The following is a 17,976-nucleotide window of genomic DNA, read 5'->3' on the forward strand; positions in this document are numbered from 1 at the left end:
GCCTCCTCCTGCTCGCGCGAGCCTCTGCTGGGCTGTGGGACATGGCACCCGCTCGTCCGCTGAGCCCCGCACTGCCGGAGCGCCTCAGCTCCCTCGACGGGCTGCGCGGCGTCGCGGCGGTCGTCGTGCTCGTGCACCACGCGCTGCTCACCGTGCCGCTGCTGGCCCGCGCCTACGCCGACTCCGGTGCCTCCGTGCCCGAGGGCACCCTCGCGTGGTGGCTCGCCTACTCCCCCCTCCACCTCGCGTGGGCGGGCAGGGAGGCGGTGTTCCTCTTCTTCGTGCTGAGCGGCGTCGTCGTGACGCTGCCCGCGCTCCGCAGCCCCGGGTTCGACTGGGTCGCCTTCTACCCGCGCCGCATCGTGCGGATCTACGGTCCGGTCGCCGCCGCGCTCGCCTTCGGCCTGGTCCTGACGCTGCTCGTGCCGCGGTTCAACGACCACGTGCTCGGGCACTGGATGAACTCGCGGCCGAACACGGTGAGCGTCGGAGACGTGCTGAAGGACCTCGTGCTCGTCGACGGGTCCTCCGGCACGGTCAGCCCCCTGTGGTCGCTGCAGTGGGAGATGCTCTTCTCCGCGTTCCTGCCGTTCTTCGTGGCCATCGCGCTGCTGGTGCGGCGCCGTCCGAGGACGGTCCTCGCCGTCGTCACCGCGGCACTCGTGCTCGGATCCTTCTACTCCGGCAAGGCGATGTTCTACCTCGCGATGTTCGCGATCGGCGCGGTGCTGGTCGGGCTGTGGGACCGCGTCGCGCGGCTCGGTCGGCGGATGTCGACCCGCCGCTGGGCGTGGCCCGTCGTGGTGCTGGCGGCGCTGCTGTGCACCAGCGCGGTGTGGAGCGCACAGGGCCTCGGCGTGTCCGCAGGGCGCGCCGAGCGGATGTCGTGGATCGCGGTACCCGGCGTCGTGGCGCTGCTGCTCGCGGCCGCGTTCTGGCGTCCCGCCGTCCGGCTGCTCGACACCCGCCTGCTCCAGTGGCTCGGCCGGATCTCGTTCAGCCTCTACCTGGTGCACGAACCGATCGTCATCGCCGTGCGCTTCCTGCTCGTGCGGCACCACGTCCCGACCGCCGTGTCGATCGCGATCGCCATCCCGCTCGCGCTGCTCGCCGCCGTCCTCTTCGCCTGGATCGTCGAGCAGCCGTTCCACCGGCTGGCCCGCCGCGCCGGGAAGGCCGTGGCGGCCGCGTCCCGCGAGCTCGTGCAGTCGCAGCGGACCCGCGCTGATGGGCCTCCCGTCACCAGCTCCGTGCCCGTGGTCGTCCGCGGTGCTGCCGTCGCGCGACCGGCGACGGCCGAAGAGCCGGCGCTGCGCTGAGCCGTCGCTCGTGACCGGCACGCTGAGCACGAGCCGACCGTGAGGAAGACTCGAGGACACCCGGGCAGGCGAGGAGGTCACCGATGGCGTACCGCGACGTGCTCTTCGAACCGCTGGTGTCCGTGTTCCTGGTCGCCGGGCTCGACGAGGCGACGCTCGATGCGCTGCCCGCCGCAGCACGCACCGTCGTCCGTGCGCGCACCGCTGCGCGACGCCGCTGGCCCGGGCCGGTCCTGCGACCGCGCTTCTCCCCCGCCGCGCGCGCCGAGTCCGCGGTGCCGCGCAACGTGCGCGACCTGCCGGCCGGGCTCTCGGATCCCGACCTGATCGCGGCTGCCCACGCGGCGGGGCTGCACGGCCTGCCCTTCGCGCTGACCCGCTCCGGCGACCGCTGCGTCGTCGCCACCGCGCACGCCGTCTACGACGGCACCGCCTCGCTCGAGCTGGTCCACGACCTGCTCGACGCGGCCGCAGGGCTGCCGCTCGCGCCCGAGCCGGTCGCGGCGCGCGCGCCGGTCCGGGCCGCGCTGCGGCGCGTGCGCCTCGCCGACGTGCGCCGGTTCGTGGACGCGCGTCGGCACCGCGACCCGGGCGCAGCGCCCGCGGAGGGGGCGACGATCGTGCCGCGGACCTCGACCGCCGCCTTCGCCCTCGACCGCGCCGACCTCGTGGCGATCCGCCGGTACCGCGAGCCGGACCGCGCCGGCCGGCCGACGCTGCTCAGCCGAATCGCCGGGCTGATCGTCACCGCGCTGCGCGAGGTGCAGGTCGGCGACGGCGACGTCCCCGTGTGGATGACGACGGACCTGCGGCACCTCGTCGACGGCCGCGTCGACGGCAACTTCATCGGGCGGGAGCAGATCGGCACCCTGCACGGCGACCAGTGGGCGCCCGGAGCGCTGGCAGCGCGGCTCGTCGCCATGAAGGGCCCCGGGCAGGCCCTGTCGCTCGTGTGGTCGACGACGGGATGGCTGCTGCGCAGCGCCCTCGGCCGGCGGCCGGTCGCGGGTGAGGAGGTCGTGCTCACCCTCGCGGCGACGCAACGGGCCTTCCCGGTGCCCGTGCGAGCGGCGCTCGCGACCTCCATCGGGGGCTCCCCGACGTTCGGCTTCGCCTGGCAGACGAAGGACGCGGTGCACGTCTCCGTGCACAGCACGAGCGGGCGGTTCGACCTCGACCGGTTCGAGGACGCGTTCCGCAGGATCGTGCGGGAGCGCGCGGGACAGGACAGCTAGCGGGGGTGGTCTCGAGGCTCGCTGCGCTCGCACCTCGACCAGCGGGAGGGGCAGGGTGGTTTCGAGGCTCCGCTGCGCTCCGCACCTCAACCAGCGAAGAGGGGAAAGTCATCTCGAGGCTCGCTGCGCTCGCACCTCGACCGGCGGGAGGAGGCGGGGCGAAGGCGAGAGGGGCTACCAGTCGATGATCGCGCCGGACCAGGCGAGGCCGACGCCGAAGCCCAGGAGGAGGGAGCGGCTGCCCTCGGCCAGCGCTCCGCGGTCCTTCGCCCTCGCGAGCGCGATCGGGATCGTCGAGGAGACGGTGTTGCCGACGTCCGCGAGGTCGACCACGAACCGGTCCTCAGGCACCCCGAGCTTCCGTCGCAGGTGGCCGAGCATGAACGCGTTCGCCTGGTGGAAGACCCACGTGTCGATCGCATCGCGCTCGACACCCGCCTTCGCCAGCACCCGCTCGACCGCCGGCGGGACGACCCGCAGCGTGAACTCGAACACCGCAGGCCCGTCCATGTAGAGGTCCGCGCCGCTCGCGGTCAGGCCGCGCCGGGCCGGGTCGGCCGCCTCCGGCAGCCCGCCGTCCCGCAGGCCGCCACCGGGCACGCAGAGCGCACCGCCGCCGCTGCCCTCGCTGCCGTAGACGAACGCGGAGGCGCCCCTGCCGGGCGCCGCGGGCTCGAGCAGGGTCGCGGTCGCGCCGTCGCCGAAGATCGTGCGGACGCCGCGGTCCGCGGGGTTGAGCAGCCTGCTGTACGTGTCCGCGGTGACGAGCAGGACGCGGGACGCCTGCCCGGCGTCGAGCAGCGCCGACGCGAGCCCGAGGCCGTGCACGTAGCCCGAGCAGCCGAGCGCCAGGTCGACCGTGCCGCAGTCGGTCGGCAGGCCGAGCGCGCCGTGCACGATCGACGAGACCGCGGGCATCGGGTGGTCCGGGGTCTGGGTCACGACGATCAGGTGGTCGATCGTCGACAGGTCGACGTCGTGGTCCCGCTGCAGCGCCCGGACGGCACCGACGGCGAGGTCGGAGGAGAACTCGTCGTCGGCGGCGATGTGCCGCCCGTCGATCCCGGTCTTGCCGGCGATCTTCGCCACCGTCCAGTCGGGGAACTCGGCGGCGAGGTCCTCGTTCGTCAGCACGCGCTCCGGCAGGTGGACGCCGATCGCGGCGATCGCGGCGGGCACGATCAGCCGAAGAGCTTCAGCAGGTCCGCCGGGGTCTCGCTCCGGGCGAGCGCCTGCGGGTCGATCAGCGTCCGGTACCGCTCGTCGGCGATCGAGATGAAGGTCATGTTCGACAGCGAGTCCCAGCCGAGCTCCTCCAGGTCGGCGCCGTCGGTGACGTCGTCCTGCGGCAGCTCGAGGATCTCCGCCACCACGTCGTTCAGCTCGGCCTGGCTCGGCATCGGCCTTCCTCTCCTCGGTCCACCCCAGTATCGCCCGTGGTGCTTCGCGGCAGGCGGGTGGTGAGCGGGTTCGACGGACTCAACCAGCGGGGGCGGCGTCACCCGTCGTGCTCGGCGGGAGACCGGTGTACGGGGTGGGCGCGGTGACGAGGTTGCGGTCGCAGACGACCGCGCCGGTGGTGCCGGCGGCGTCGACACCGATGCCGCCGGCACGGAGCACGTTGTCGCGGATGAGGGTGCCGGCCGCGCACCCCGCTGCGTGGACGGCCGTCCCGACCGCCCGGACGGTGTTCGCGTCGCAGAGCAGGCCGGTGCCGCCCTCGACGTCCACGCCGAGCCCGCCGCCCGCGCCGACGACCGTGTTCTGCCGCACCTGCGCGCCGCTCGGGGACTGCAGCCGCACCCCGGTCGTCGTCGCGCCCTCGACGCGGTTCGAGGCGACCTCGAGGTCCTCGCTCGGCTGGCGCGCGAAGACGCCGTGCTGCAGCTCGCCCTCGGCGCGGATCCGGTTGCCGGCGATGCGGCAGCCGCGGGCGGCGACCGCGTCGCCGACGTTGCCGAGCACCGCGACGCCCGCGTCGGCCGTCGCGCCGCGCGGCACGTCGATCGTGTTGTCCGCCACGACCGCGTCGCGCACCGGGCGGGCCGCGTCGATCCCGTAGAGCGTGATGGCCGCGTGCACCGGACCCCACGCGGAGCCCTGCGTGTCCGCCGCGGTGCGCGTGTACCGCAGGGTGTTGCCGACGACGGTGCCGGAGTCCGCGCCGATCAGCGCGATCGACCACCAGGTCGCATCCGCGACCGCGTTGCCCGTGATCGCGATGTGGTGCACCTCCTCCGACACGATCCCGCGGCGGAACGGCCCGTGGATCACGTTGCCCGCGATCACGACCATCCGGTGGTCGTGCGTCCACTCGGTCCGGCGCTGGTCGTCGAGGCCCTCGGCGTGGATCCCGATGCGGGCGTCGCGTCCCCGCTGCGCGGTCACGACGTTGCCGGTGACGGTGGCCGAGGCGCCCCAGCAGACGATGCCGTCGCCGTAGTCCTCCCCCGCTCTGCTGGTGTCGCTCGGGCCGCCGCCGCGGCCGAGGACGTCGAGGACGTGGTTGCCGCTGACGACGAAGTCGTGGAACTCGCCGGCGGGCGAGATCGTGATGCCCTGCCCGAAGCCCTCGAGCGTGCTACCGGTCACGCGGCCGAAGTCGGCGAGGAAGCAGAGGCCGCGGTTCAGCACGCCGTCCGGGTTCGTCGCGCGGATCCCGTCGACCCAGCAGTGGTCCGCGCGGACGTCGACGAAGCCGTTCTGCCCCTCCGGGTCGACGCCGTAGTCCCCGCCTGCGACGAAGCGCCACTCGCCGGAACCCGTCAGCCGCGTGTGCGCGGCGCGGACGGTGAGCCCGCCGCCGAGGCGGAGCACGCTGCCGGAGGGGTTGACGATCGTCGCGCCGACGGGTGCGGCGTCGAGGACCGCCTGGACGGCGGCACGGCTGTCGGCGGCGCCCGTCGGGTCGATGCCGTCGCCCTGCAGCAGGATCGCGCCCGCGCTGGTGCTGACGACGGGTTCGGGGGCGCGGGCGCCGGCCGCGAGGGTGCCCGCGGCGCCGCCGAACGCCGCCGCTGCTGCGAGGAGCTGGGCGACGGTGCGGCGGCGGTCCTGATCCGGGGTCATGGGGTCAGCCGGCCGGGGTGGTCTCGACACGGGCGCGGGGCGCCCGGCTCAACCGGCGGAAGATCGACGGGCTCGGCCATCGGCGGCCTCGGGGCGGGCGCGCTGCAGGGACGGCATGCGTGCGAGCGCCGTCCGCAGCGCCTCCGCGTAGTCGGCGGGGTCCATCGGGTGCAGCAGCTGGCGGCGGCGCACGGACCTCGGCAGCGCGACACCGAGGGAGGCGAGCACCCGGTCGAGGTCCCGCAGGTTGACGGGGGGCAGCGCGGTGGTCCGGCGCTCGGGGGCGCGCTCCGTGGCGACCGGGAAGGGGGCCGCGGCACGCCGCATCCGCGACGCGCTCGGGAGCCGGACGGCGCCGGTGACCACCCCCGCCAGCCACGCGGCCGCGATCTCGCTGGTCAGCGGGCTGCGGAAGGTGTGCGCCCACCCGATGAAGGCGAGGTTCGGCACGTCGACCGCGAGCACCCGCTCGTGCAGCAGCAGCGCACCGTCCGGCGTCGTCGCGCGCTCCAGCACGGCCGGCGCGAGGAAGTCGACGCCCTGCTCGTACCCGGTCGCGGCGACCACGACGTCGGAGGGGAGCCGGGTGCCGTCGGACAGCTCGACGAACGGTCCCTGCTCGTCGGCGCCCAGCCGGGCGACGGACCGCTCGCGGTGCACGCGGATGCGCCCGTCGGCGACACCCTCGAAGAAGCCGTCGGTGACGAGGCTGTTCGACGTGCGGATCTCCGTGTCCGGCAGCAGCCCGAGCGCCGAGAGGTTCGAGGTGCGGTCGACGGCCCGCGCGATGACGCGACCGAGCAGCACGCGGGGCAGGCGCTCCGGGACCCGCCGCAGCAGCAGCCGGCCGGTCGAGGAGCGGTAGCGGGTGCCGATCAGCCGCTCCCCGGCCCGGGTCAGCACCAGGTGGTGGAAGGTCAGGCCCGCGAGGCCGAGGCGCTTCGGGTACTTCCAGGTCAGCGTCCGCGCGATCACCGCGGTCGACGCGCTGCGGGTCGCGGCGTGCGCGGCGACGTCGCAGGCGGTCTTGCCCCAGCCGACGACCACCGTGCGCGCGACCTCGAGCGCGGCGCCGTCGCCCAGCCGCCCCGGCGCCAGCACCCGGCCGCCCGCGGCCTCGAACTCGGTTCGTCCGGCCCAGTCGGGCACGTGCGGACGCGAGAAGACGCCGTTGGCGGCCACCAGCCAGTCGAAGTCCTCGGACCTCTGCCCGTCCGGGCCCTCGCTGTCGATGCGCCACGTGCCGTCGGGCAGCCGGTCGGCGCGCAGCACGCGGGTCGACAGCCGCACCTGCGAAGCGGGCACGCCCTCGTGGAGGTGGTCCGCGAGGTACCGGCGCACGTCGGCGCCCGCGGGGTGCTCCGCAGCGGTGGGCGGCATGCGCCGGCCGCTGTAGGTGTAGCTGTGCCGGTCGTCCTGCGTCGCGATGCCGGGGTAGGCGCGGGAGGCGCTCCAGACGCCGCCGACGTCGGGCGCCTGCTCGAACACGGTCACCTCGGCGCCGACCGCGGTGAGGGTGCGGGCCGCGACCACCCCCGAGACGCCCGCGCCGATGATCGCGACGCGCAGGCGGGGTGAGCTCGAGTCCGAGACGACGTCGTCGACCGGGGTGAGGGTGTCGGTCATGCCGCCTCCCCCTGGGGGCCCGCGGCGCCGGCGAGACGGTCGGTCGGGGCGTCGACGCTGAGCGTCCGCGGGCTGCGCCGCAGGCCGCGCAGCCCGTCGCGCAGCGCCCAGAGCTGGTAGAGCGTGACCGCGACCTCGGCGAGCGCGACGCCGGCCGCCGCTCCCGTCGCGCCGAAGTGGATCGTGCCGAGCACCAGCACCGGCACGCCGACGACGGCGGCGACGGTGGAGCTGATCGCGACCGAGCGCACGCGCCCGAGCGCGACCAGCACGGAGAGCCCGAGCACCTGCGAGAAGTAGCTGGCCATCAGGGTGACGCCGAAGGCGATCGTCAGGTCGACGGGCAGGCCGTACTCGCCGTTCGTGAGCAGCGGGGCGACGAGCGGCGCACCGACTGCGAAGGCGACGGCACCAGTCAGGCCGAGGACCAGCAGCGTGCGGAGGCCGCGGAGCACGCGGCGACGGAAGACGTCCGGGTCGTGCGCGGGGATGGACCCCTGCAGCAGGTTGAGGATCGGCAGGCCGGCCATGTTCGCGGTGCGGTACAGGCGGTCGGCCAGGGCGTAGACGACGAGCGCCTGCGGCGCGAGCACGCCGACGAGGATCATCGGGGAGGCGACGTAGGAGGTCGACACCAGCATCGACCAGAGCGCAGGCAGCTGGCGGCGCAGCTCCGGCAGCGGCGCCCGCCCGTGCCGGCGGAGGAGCCCGACGAAGGAGCCCCCCGCCCCGCGCACGTTCAGCACCACGCCGAGCAGCACCCCCGCCGCCATCAGCGGCGGGAACGGGTAGGCCGAGTGCAGCAGCGCGCAGACGACCAGGCCGATGACGATCGCCCCGCAGCGGGGCAGCACCTCGCGCAGCACGAGCAGCCGGGGCGCGCGGATCCCTGTGTAGAACCAGGCGGCGGTCATGCCGTTCAGGCTGTACGCGACCGCGCTCATCGCGGCGAGCCAGGGATCGTGGGGCGCGAGCAGGAGCGCGATGCCGCCGCCGACGAGCGCGACGGGCGGCACGAGCAGCAGCCGGATGGCGATCGAGCGCAGCAGCAGCGCGTCCGACTCCTCCTCGGTCGCGAGCGCCGCCTCGGCCGCGCCCGACACCGCCCAGCCCCAGCCGATCAGCACGGTGCCGAGCACGCCGACGGCCTGCCCGAAGGCGATCAGGGACCACTCCCCCGCGCCGCTCGCGGCGATCAGCGCCGGGATCGTCGCGAAGCCGACGATCCCGGTCAGCGCGGTCGCGAGGACGAAGCCGGACAGGCGGGAGGCCCAGCGGGCACCACCGGCCATGCCGGCCTCCTTCCCGGGCCGATCACCCGGCTCGTCCACCTCTGTTCGACGCATGCGCTGTCGCGACGCTAGGACCGCGACCGTCCTGCCGGGACTCCCTCTTCGGGGCGCCGGACCGAGGAGCGGGTCGCGGTCGGCTCGACGGAAACGGGCACGGGCACGGGCACGGGCTGCTCGCTGCGGAGCGGACCACGCAGCACGCGGGCGTAGGCGCGGCCGATGGCGTCCGCCTGTTCCTGCGGCGAAGGCGCCGAGGGCGCGACGGGAGCGACGCCGCCCGCCAGCAGCTCGGTCAGGGCGAGCGCGACGGCGCGCGGGGTGCGCAGGCGCGGGTCGAAGCCGAGCGAGTCGAGCGCCGGGATCGCCCGGGCGACCACGGGCACGCCGAGCACCGCCGCCTCGAGCAGCGTGATCGGGCTGCCCTCCCACGCCGCGGTGTGCAGGTAGGCGTCGGCGGAGGCCATGAGCGTCAGGCACTCGGAGCGCGGCACCCAGCCCGTCACGCGGACGCCTGCGGCGCGGAGTCGGTCCTCCGTCGCAGCGTCTCCTGCGCCGACCCAGGTGAGCCGCACGTCGGCGTCGAGGTGCGGCAGCATCGCGAGCAGGAACGCGGGGTCCTTCTGGGCCGTGACCCGGCCCACCAGCACGACCTCCTTGGCCCCGGTCCCGCCCGCCCACCGCAGGTCGCGGGGCAGGCGGGCGATGTTCGGGATGTACTCGGCGCCGCTGCCGAGCCGGCGAGCGGTCTCCGCCTCGAACGGGCTCACGGCGGCGGTGAGGTCGGTGCGTGCGCTGAGCACGCGCTCGAGCAGCCGTGCCGTCAGCCGCGCCGGCGCGGACAGGTCGCGGCGGTCGAAGAAGTAGCTGTGCGGCGAGTAGACGATCGGCGCGCTCCGCGGGCCCCGCGTCTGCAGCCGGCCGATCAGGCCCGCCCAGGCCGAGTGGAGGTGGATGACGTCCGGCGCCAGCCGGCGCACGGTCGAGCCGTAGACGCGACGGAGGGATCGGACGCCTCGGCCGGCGTCGATCACCTCGACCAGACCGGGCCGCTGCTCGGCCGTCCCGAAGGCGCCGCGCCGCGTGTAGAGCAGGGCGTGGCGGTAGCCGGGTGCGGACCGGACGAAGTCGTTGACCGCGTCCTCCAGCCCGCCCCCCATCGCCTCGGTGACGTGCAGGATCAGTGGAGCGGAGCCGCGGTGCGCGGGGTCGCGAGTGATGGACACGAGTGCCTCGGGGAGGGTGCATCGCCGTTCGGGTACGGCGCGGTGGGTGGGTGCGTCGACGTGCTGGGCAGCTGCGCGGGTACGCTGCCGACCCGGGCAGGTTATTTCCCGGCGATCTCCCAGCGCCAGAGGGCCTGCGCGTTCTGACCCGGACTGGGGGGTCCGCTCCACGTCATGCCGTCGCGATCCGTGGTGCACGCTCGAGGTCGACGCCGCGTCCCACCCGCCCCGCGGCGGCCGCGTCCGTCAGGAGGAACCGTGCGGATCGTGATGCTCACCAACGCGGTGGCCCCCGACAAGCTGGGCGGCCTCGAGCGGTACGTCCGCGAGCTCGCCGAAGCGCTGCAGGCGCGCGGCGACCAGGTCCTGGTCATCGGCAAGCGGGTCCGCCCGGAGCTGCCGCTGCACGAGACCGGGCACGACGGGGTGATCACGGCCCGCTACCGCGTGCCGTCCAAGCGCAACCCGCTCTTCGTGCCCCTCTACCCCCTGGTCGTGGCGGCGGACGTGCGCCGCCTGCTGCGCCGCGCCGGAGCGGGCCGTGAGGACGTCGTCGTGCACGTCCACCACCCGGTGCCGGCGCTCGTGCCGATGCTGCTCGGCGTCCCGTACGTCTACACGTTCCATGCGCCCGTCTGGCGGGAGATCCTCCCCGAGCGCCACGACGCCTACTTCCTCCCCGCGCCGCTCGGCCGCGCGGGCGTCGCGCTGTTCCGCCGGATGGAGGGGCTGCTGCTGCGGCGCGCGCGGCTCGTGATCACGCTCAGCCGCTTCGTCCGGGACGAGGCGATCGCGCTCGGGGTCGACCCCGCCCGGCACCGGCTCGTGCCCGGCGGCATCGACGGGGAGCGGTTCCGGCCCGCGGGCTCGCCGGCCGGCGGGCCGGAGGGGCCCCGCCTCTTCACCGCGCGGCGGCTGGTCGACCGGATGGGCATCGACCAGCTGATCGAGGCGATGCCCGCGATCCTCGCCGCGCTGCCAGGTGCCCGGCTCCGGATCGCCGGCAGCGGCGCGCGGCGCGAGCGGCTCGAGGCCCTGATCGAACGCCTCGGGCTCCGCGAGCAGGTGCGGCTGCTCGGCCGCATCCCCGACGCCGACCTGGTCGAGGAGTACCGCGCGGCCGACCTCGTCGTGACGCCGACCCAGGAGCTCGAGGGCTTCGGGCTCACCACCGCGGAGGCGCTCGCCTCGGGCACGGCCGCGCTCGTGACCCCCGTCGGCGCGAACGCCGAGGTGGTCGAGGGGCTCAGCGAGCTGCTGGTCAGCAGCGACCGCTCGCCGAGCGCGATCGCCGACGCGGTCGTGGCGCTCTTCGCGCAGCCGGCCGAGCTGACGCGCATCCGCGGGGCCGCGCGCGACCACGTGCTGCCGCGCTTCGGCTGGGACTCGGTCGCCGAGCGCTACGCGACGCTGTACGGCGAGGCGACCGGCGCCTCCGATGCGGCCCCGGGACGCAGCCGCACGCGGTAGAGCTCGAAGCCGACCATCCGCTGGAAGTGCCGCAGCCCGTTCGGCAGCACGAAGGGGCTCTCGGTGTCGGCGAGATGCCGGACGCCGCGTTCGATCAGCTGTCCGACCAGCACCTCGGTCATCAGGTAGCGCGCGACCGATGCGGCGTCGCCGTCGACGAGGGTGCGGAAGTAGCGCAGCGTCGCCCACTCGCCGTCGACCGGGATCACGACGAGCATCAGCGCGCCCTCCGGCCCCTCGGCCACCAGCCAGAGGCGCACGTCGAGCAGGTCGCCGAGGTCGGGGACCTCGTGGCGGTACTGCTCGTCCGGGTGGATGCGCTCGCGCGCATCGGCCAGCTCGAGCAGCGCTCGCCGCTCGGCCTCGTCGGACACCGGGCGCCAGGTGACCGGCACCCTGTGCGCGACCCGCACCTTGCGGCGCACCGGACGGCGGGCGGGCGTCTGCACGTACCCCTCGAGCGTCGTGGGCAGCGCGAGCACGCCGGCGAGCGAGTCGACCGCGGTGAACGTGCGTCGGGTGCGTGTCAGACCCCGACGGATCAGGTCGGCCTCCCTCGACGTCGACAGCCTCGCGTCGAGGACGGGCAGGCGACGGGCATCCGCGACCACGCGGAGGGCGGTCACCGGCCGGCGGAGCCACGGTCGGACGCTGCCCCGGCCGCTGTCGACGCACCAGGTCGCGAAGTCGGCGATGCGCCGCCGTCGCGACTCCACCGGATCGATCGCAGCCACGGCTCGACCGTATTCGGAGCAGCCGAGGCGGACACGCCCCAGAGGGAGGGCTGTGGACGAGGCCCCGACGCCCCCCGGTCTCGGGGCGACCGCCTCCGCGACGCAGCCGCGTGCCGCGCGTAGCGTGCTGCGATGACCAGTCCCGTCCGGCTCGACCCCGGGCGGCCCCCCGTCGACGAGGGCGCGGCGGGCCGGACGGCCGTCATCCGCGGCCTCATCGTCGTCGCCACGCTGATCGCCGGGGTGATCCTGGTGCTGCTGCGGGACACCGTGCTGCCGGAGCGCTTCTCCTACGACGCGAAGGGCATCCAGGCGATCGGGCAGGGCACGCTGCACGTCGTCGACCCGGCCTACGAGTCCGTCGCCGCCGTCTACAAGGCGCTCGGGCTGATCGACGACGCCACTCTCGCCTCGCTGCTCGGGTTCTTCGCCGCCTTCGCCGTGCTCGCGGTCGCCGGTCGCCGCCTGCTCCGACCCGATGCAGCGCTCTCGGCCACCGTCCTCTTCTTCGTCGCGGTGCTGCTGTCCGCCGTCTACCTCGGCACCTACTCCAAGGACGTCTTCGTCCTCCCCATCGTCCTGCTCGCCGTGCTGCCCGGACGGCGCTGGGTCGCGCAGGTGCTGACCGGCCTCGCGATCATCGGCTACGCCCTCGTGTTCCGCACCTACTGGTTCATCGTGCTCGGGGCGTGGGTCGCGCTGCAGGTGCTGCTCGCCCGCCGTCCCCGCCTGGTCTGGCTGCTGGTCGCGCTGCTCGCCGGTTCGGTGCTGCTCGCCGGTGCGGTCGGCGTGGCGCTCGGCGGCTCCGCCGACTCGATCCGGACGTCGTCGAACGAGTACCGCGTCGGCTCCGACGACGCCGCGACGCTGATCACCGCCTTCGTCCCGGGCGGCACGCTGCTGACGGGGATGCTCAACGCACCGCTGCAGCTGCTCGCACTGATGGTCCCGCTGCCGCTGATGCTGAAGGGCGGCGTCTACTACGCCGTGCTCGCGCTCGTCTTCGCCGTGTTCTGGGTGCGGACCGCGATCGCGGTCCGGCGCACGCTCGTGGCGGGGCCCGACGTCGTCGAGCGCTCCTGCGCCGCCCTGCTGCTCGCCTTCGTGGCGGTGCAGGCGCTGTTCGAACCGGACTACGGGTCGGCGCTGCGGCACCTGACGCCGCTGCTGCCGCTGGCCGTGCTGCTCTGGGCACGGCCGCGGCAGCCGCGGCGCGTCGACTGAGCCCTCAGGCTCCGAAGCGGGAGTCCCGCCGGTCGGAGAAACCGCGCAGGATCCGCAGCTCCTCCGCCGACATGCTGCGCTTCACGGCCCGCAGGGCGCGGGCGTCCATGTCGCGAGCTGCGGGCACCCGCGTCGGGCGGCCTCCGGTGCGCGTCGGCGCCCGCTCCTCGACGGCGGGCTCCTCCGCGCGGGCGACCACCGGTTCGTGCTCCGACTCCGGCTCCGGCGCCTGCTCGGGCTCGGGCTCGGGCTCGGGCTCGGGCTCGGGCTCGGGCTCGACCACCGGCTCGTGCTCCGGCGCGACGGTCTGCTCGGGCTCCCGCGCCTGCTCGGGCTCGGGCTCGGTCCGGAACCACGCGTCCACGGTGGCCGCGGCGGACTCGTCCGCGCGGTCCCGAGCCGAAGGGCCGGCTGCCCCGTCCCGCCGGCCGAGCCGCGGCAGCCGCAGGCGGGCGTCGGCGCGGGTCGCCCCGTCCTGCTCGGAGCGGGTCTCCTCGGCGTGCTTCGTGTAGCGCAGATACGCGTCGGAGTCGGCCCGGGTCGGCCGTGTCATGGTCGCGACGGTGCCGAGCACGCTCGCGCCGACGTTCTCCAGGGCGCTGACCGCTCGCGCCACCGGAGCCCGGTGGCTGCGCTGCAGCGACACCACCAGCAGCACGGCATCGACCGTCCGGGCGAGGACGGCGGAGTCCGCGACCGCGAGCAGCGGCGGGCCGTCCACGATCACCACGTCGGCCTCCTCGGCCAGACGCTCGAGGGCGGTGCGGAGCCGGGGCGACTGCAGCAGCTCTCCGGGGTTCGGCGGCGTCGCCCCCGCAGGCACCACCACGAGCCGGGTGTCACCGGCGCCCCACGTCTGCATGACGTCGTGCACGTCGGCGCGGCCCACCAGCACCTCCGTCAGACCGAGCCCGTTGTCGAGGCCGAACATCTCGTGGAGCCGGGGGCGGCGCAGATCGGCGTCGACGAGCGCCACGTGGTGCCCCGCCGCCGCGAGCGCGAGCGCGAGGTTGCCCGCGACGGTCGACTTGCCCTCCGACGGCGTCGCCGAGGCGATGCCGACGGTGACCGCGCCGCCGGGCGCGCGGAGGTACTCGGTGTTCAGCTGCAGCAGCCGGAATCCCTCGGCGGCCGCGCTCGCCGGGTCGTCGACCAGGACGAGCGGGTGAGCCGCCACCGAAGGGGTGCGCGGGATCTGTCCGACGACCGGGGACCCGACCAGCTTCTGCAGGTCTCCCGTGCTGCGGACCCGGGTGTCCAGCAGCTCGCGGAGGATCACGAGGAGCACGCCGAGCAGCAGCCCGCCGAGCAGCCCGAGGGCGAGGCCGAGCGGTCGATTCGGGACGGTGGCGGACTCGGCGACCGTCGCGGTCCGGACCACCGTGACCTTGACGCTCTGCGTGCCGTCGGCCGCGCTCGGGTTGAGCACCGACACCGCGGTCGACAGCTGCTCCGCCGTCGCATCCGCGATCCGCTTCGCCTGCGTCGGCGAGGGGTTGAGCACGTCGATGGAGATGATCGAGGTGTTCTGCTGCACGCTCGTCGTCATCTCCTTCGCGATCTGGTCGGAGGTGAGCGAGAGCCCGAGCTGCTGCTTGACGGCGTACAGCACGTACGGCTGCTCCGCGAGCGCCGCGAAGTTCGCGGCCGCCGACTGGGCGAAGCTGTTCGCCTGGCTCAGGTCGTTCGCGTTCGACGCGTTCCCCACGGAGACGTAGACGTTCGCCGTCGACAGGTACTTCGGCGTCTGCACGGCGAGGACGACGATCGCGGCGACGAGGCCGAGGACCACGGGCGCGGCGAGCAGGTACCAGCTTCGGCGGAGGGTCGAGAGATAGGCGCGGAGGTCCACGGGTGCTTCCTCAGGTGCTCCCCGGGCGCTGGGTGGGCGCGCTGGGCAGCGGGGTCGGGTGCGGCCAGCATAGGAATCGGAGCCCGCTGCGCCCATCCCGACTTCAGGGGCCAGCACGGCCTTCCCCGACGTGCCGCCACCGGTACGCGACGCTCCGTGCCGGCATCGCCCGGACCGATGCGGCCCGTCAGCCGTGCCGCCCCGGCCCTGCCGCCTCGATCAGCCGTGCCCGCAGGGTCGCGGTGTAGGTGCCGGCGATCTGCGCGTCGTTCTCCCCGCCCGCCACGTTCGCGTGCCGCAGCGCGGACGCGTCCGTGCTCCAAACGGTCGGGAAGAGGGGCGCGGCGCGCTCGACGGGGCGCACCCGCACCGACGCCTGCAGGAGGACGCTGTTGATCCAGACGTCGTCGGCCCGCGGGCAGACGACGAGGAAGCGCTCCCCCAGCTGCTGCACCAGCGCGGCGAACGCCGGCGGGTAGAGCACCCCCGACACCCCGAGCGCGAAGTTTTCGACGCCGATGGAGCCGTCCAGGACCGGCCCCCAGCGGCGGTACGGCAGGAGTTCCCCGTCGTGCAGCTCGATCCGACGCACCAGGTAGGCGATCGCGTCGTCCGGGTGCTCCGCTGCGCCCCGCAGGAGGCCCGACAGCCACCGCCGGGGATAGATGATGTCGTCGTCCGCCGTCACGAAGGCCGTGCCCGAGGGCCCAGCGACCCGGGTGCAGTACGGGAAGTACTTGGTGTGCGGACCGAAGTCCTGGCTCAGGCGGACCTCGAGGCCCCGACCGAGCTGCGACAGGATCCGCTTCGGCGGATGCCGCGCCCACACGGCGTCGTCGACCCAGAGGATCACCCGCCGCGGCCGCGCTGCGCCGCGAAGGATCGACTCGACCGCGACGTGCACGCGCTGGAGGCGCTCACCGTGGGAGGTCAGCGAGACCTCGATCCCCGAGGTCGGCACGTACCGCCGGCGGGCCCGCAGCGGCGTGGACGCGGTGTAGTACCACTCGACGACGAGCGCGACGATCGCGCGGCGGGTCAGTCTGAGGAACCGCCGGAGCCGGGCGATCACCGCCGCCCTCGAGCGCCGCGCTGACGGAGGCGGGTGTGAAGACGGGGGATCTCGCGCGCCGCGCCGACGAGGACCTCCGGCGAGATGCGATAGAAGTCGAGGAATCGGAGGTCGGCGCGGCGGGTGAGCCACACGATGTTGAGGTTGCTCGAGACCAGGTTGCCGACGAGGGTCGCGAGCGCTGCGCCGTAGGCCCCGAGGACCGGGATGAGGAGGACGACGAGCGCGACATTTACGAGGCAGGCGATGGCGAGCGACCAGCTGCGCAGCTGCGGCGCACCGCGTCCGCTCAGGGTCGATCCCGCGATGGACCCGGGCGTACCCACCACGACCGCCGCCGTCATCAGCACCACGAGGGGTGCAGCCGGGGCGAACTCCGCCCCGAACAGGGGCACGAGCCAGAGCGGCAGCGAGCCGCAGATCACCAGCCCGATCGCGCCGGTCAGGAGCAGGGAGGACTGGGCGGCACGCACGACTCGACCGTCGTCGACCCGCTGCGACTCGGACGCGAAGGTCACGTCGCGGAAGGCCGCGTTCACGATGAGCGGCACCTCGCTCACGTTGACGGCCACGACGTAGAGGCCGAGCTCGAAGGCGGTCGACAGCGGCGCCATCAGCGCCTGGTCGACCCGCATGAGCAGCACGCCGGTCAGCGAGCCGGCCCAGATCCGCAGCCCGTACCCACCGAAGCGGCGCCAGCCCACCGGGTCGCCCACCGGTGCGTGCTCGTGCCGGCGCCCGAAGACCGCGAGCGCGACGTACGGGAGCACGCCGAGCAGCGGCACGTACACGGAGCAGAGCACCGCGGTGAAGAGGTTCAGCTCGCCCAGCACCGCGAGCGCGATGATCACGGCGAGCCGCGCGATCGACGAGACGGCGCGCTCCCATGCCACCGCACGCCACTGGTGCCGCCCCATCGCGATGCCGCGGAGCACCCCGATCATCAAGGTCGGGACGATGGACAGCGCGGCGACGACGACGAGATCGGTCCGGGGGACGGATCCGCCCGAGATCAGATCCGCCAGGGCGATCAGAACCGCGGTCAGCACCGCGCCGACGATCGCCGTCAGCAGGAGGGCTCTCGAGGCCAGGGACCGCACCCTCGCGACACCCGACGCGACGAAGTAGGTGAGGGCCTGCGGGAGGCCGAGCGCCCCGATCGTCACCAGCAGCAGCACCGGAGCGGTCGCCGCAGCCAGATAGCCCCGTCCGTCGACCCCGAGCGCCCGGGCGAGCAGGGGTGTCGCGGCGAGCGACGCGGCGGGCGGCAGGGCGTAGCCCAGCAGCGACAGGACCACGCCGCCGCGGAACGACCTCGTCCGCGGGCGCTCCACCCCGGGCTCCGCGCTCGACGCCGCCGCGGGTCGTCGAGCGCTCACGCGGCGCTCACCTCGCAGGCCCACCGCGGTTCGAGCACGCGCCGCCCGGGTCCCGCGTGGTCCGGCCGGAGTGCGGTGCGGATGGCGCTCACCCTCTCCGCCTCTCCGACGGCCGAGCGTGGAAGCGTGACCGCGTGCGGACGAGCGACCGCCCGTCCGTACAGGAGTCTACGGACGACTCCCGGCGCCCCTCCCGCGCGGAGCGAGCCGAGGAGCACCGGTCGCCGAGGAGGCCGATCACCGGCGACCCCGGCGAGGCAGGTCTGGCGGAGCCGCGACGGATCAATTACGGTGCGGCGACCGGGCAGCGACGACGCGCCCGCCTCGACGCCCGACGGAGAGCACTCGATGATGAGCATCATCCCCAACGACATCCGGAACGTCCGACCGCTGCGGCTCGGCCGCGCGAGGCTCGAGCTGCGCGCGCGGTGGAGGTTCGAGCGGAACGTCAAGCGCTGGATCGCCGGCCGCTGACCCGATC

At 74.6% G+C, this 17,976-nt stretch carries 15 protein-coding genes; 5 read left to right on the top strand and 10 right to left on the bottom strand.

The features are described 5' to 3' along the window. Positions 1–41: 41 nt before the first annotated feature. A complete protein-coding gene (locus ACFSBI_RS01100) occupies positions 42–1,319 on the top strand; it encodes an acyltransferase family protein (RefSeq protein ID WP_377931340.1) in 1,278 nt (425 codons plus the stop codon). Between the two features lie 83 nt (positions 1,320–1,402). After that, positions 1,403–2,554, top strand: coding sequence for a hypothetical protein (locus ACFSBI_RS01105; RefSeq protein ID WP_377931341.1), 1,152 nt, complete (start codon positions 1,403–1,405; stop codon positions 2,552–2,554). A gap of 174 nt (positions 2,555–2,728) precedes the next feature. Here ACFSBI_RS01105 and ACFSBI_RS01110 read toward each other — a convergent pair whose 3' ends face one another. The 6 genes from ACFSBI_RS01110 to ACFSBI_RS01135 all read right to left on the bottom strand — a co-directional run bounded on the left by ACFSBI_RS01110 (position 2,729) and on the right by ACFSBI_RS01135 (position 9,764). Then, a complete protein-coding gene (locus ACFSBI_RS01110) occupies positions 2,729–3,733 on the bottom strand; it encodes a 3-oxoacyl-ACP synthase III family protein (RefSeq protein WP_377931342.1) in 1,005 nt (334 codons plus the stop codon). A 2-nt stretch (positions 3,734–3,735) separates the two neighbouring features. After that, positions 3,736–3,954, bottom strand: a complete 219-nt coding sequence (locus ACFSBI_RS01115; protein WP_377931343.1) for an acyl carrier protein — start codon at positions 3,952–3,954, stop codon at positions 3,736–3,738. Between the two features lie 79 nt (positions 3,955–4,033). Beyond that, the gene (locus ACFSBI_RS01120) at positions 4,034–5,623 is read right to left on the bottom strand and encodes a right-handed parallel beta-helix repeat-containing protein (RefSeq protein ID WP_377931344.1); all 1,590 of its coding nucleotides are present in this window, start codon (positions 5,621–5,623) and stop codon (positions 4,034–4,036) included. 48 nt (positions 5,624–5,671) lie between these two features. Then, positions 5,672–7,249, bottom strand: coding sequence for a flavin-containing monooxygenase (locus ACFSBI_RS01125; protein WP_377931345.1), 1,578 nt, complete (start codon positions 7,247–7,249; stop codon positions 5,672–5,674). Continuing rightward, positions 7,246–8,541 carry a polysaccharide biosynthesis protein gene (locus tag ACFSBI_RS01130; RefSeq protein WP_377931346.1) on the bottom strand — a complete coding sequence of 432 codons (1,296 nt, stop codon included), beginning with the start codon at positions 8,539–8,541 and terminating at the stop codon, positions 7,246–7,248. Before ACFSBI_RS01130 ends, ACFSBI_RS01125 begins: the two co-directional genes overlap by 4 nt. Positions 8,542–8,609: 68 nt before the next feature. Next, the gene (locus ACFSBI_RS01135) at positions 8,610–9,764 is read right to left on the bottom strand and encodes a glycosyltransferase (protein WP_377931347.1); all 1,155 of its coding nucleotides are present in this window, start codon (positions 9,762–9,764) and stop codon (positions 8,610–8,612) included. 258 nt (positions 9,765–10,022) lie between these two features. Between ACFSBI_RS01135 and ACFSBI_RS01140 the strand changes: the two genes are divergently transcribed. Further along, entirely contained in the window at positions 10,023–11,234 is a 1,212-nt protein-coding gene (locus ACFSBI_RS01140) for a glycosyltransferase family 4 protein (protein WP_377931348.1), read from the top strand. On the opposite strand, the gene ACFSBI_RS01145 is transcribed toward ACFSBI_RS01140, so the two are convergent. Further along, complete coding sequence (locus ACFSBI_RS01145) at positions 11,165–11,968, bottom strand: hypothetical protein (protein WP_377931349.1); 804 nt, start codon at positions 11,966–11,968, stop codon at positions 11,165–11,167. The genes ACFSBI_RS01140 and ACFSBI_RS01145 overlap by 70 nt on opposite strands. Positions 11,969–12,100: 132 nt before the next feature. On the opposite strand from ACFSBI_RS01145, the gene ACFSBI_RS01150 reads away from it, so the two are divergent. Then, on the top strand, positions 12,101–13,192 hold the full coding sequence (locus tag ACFSBI_RS01150) for a hypothetical protein (RefSeq protein WP_377931350.1): 1,092 nt from the start codon (positions 12,101–12,103) through the stop codon (positions 13,190–13,192). A 4-nt stretch (positions 13,193–13,196) separates the two neighbouring features. On the opposite strand, the gene ACFSBI_RS01155 is transcribed toward ACFSBI_RS01150, so the two are convergent. The 3 genes from ACFSBI_RS01155 to ACFSBI_RS01165 form a co-directional block, all read right to left on the bottom strand. Beyond that, positions 13,197–15,044 (bottom strand): tyrosine-protein kinase domain-containing protein, encoded by a 1,848-nt coding sequence (locus ACFSBI_RS01155; RefSeq protein WP_377931351.1) that lies wholly within the window; start codon positions 15,042–15,044, stop codon positions 13,197–13,199. A 187-nt stretch (positions 15,045–15,231) separates the two neighbouring features. Further along, the gene (locus tag ACFSBI_RS01160; RefSeq protein WP_377931352.1) at positions 15,232–16,116 is read right to left on the bottom strand and encodes a hypothetical protein; all 885 of its coding nucleotides are present in this window, start codon (positions 16,114–16,116) and stop codon (positions 15,232–15,234) included. Then, on the bottom strand, positions 16,113–17,495 hold the full coding sequence (locus ACFSBI_RS01165) for an oligosaccharide flippase family protein (RefSeq protein ID WP_377931353.1): 1,383 nt from the start codon (positions 17,493–17,495) through the stop codon (positions 16,113–16,115). The genes ACFSBI_RS01160 and ACFSBI_RS01165 overlap by 4 nt, the downstream gene beginning before the upstream one ends. 351 nt (positions 17,496–17,846) lie before the next feature. Between ACFSBI_RS01165 and ACFSBI_RS01170 the strand changes: the two genes are divergently transcribed. Then, positions 17,847–17,969, top strand: a complete 123-nt coding sequence (locus ACFSBI_RS01170; RefSeq protein WP_377931354.1) for a hypothetical protein — start codon at positions 17,847–17,849, stop codon at positions 17,967–17,969. The last annotated feature ends 7 nt before the right edge of the window (positions 17,970–17,976 follow it).

The organism is Amnibacterium endophyticum (assembly GCF_042680685.1).
Lineage (GTDB): Bacteria > Actinomycetota > Actinomycetes > Actinomycetales > Microbacteriaceae > Amnibacterium > Amnibacterium endophyticum.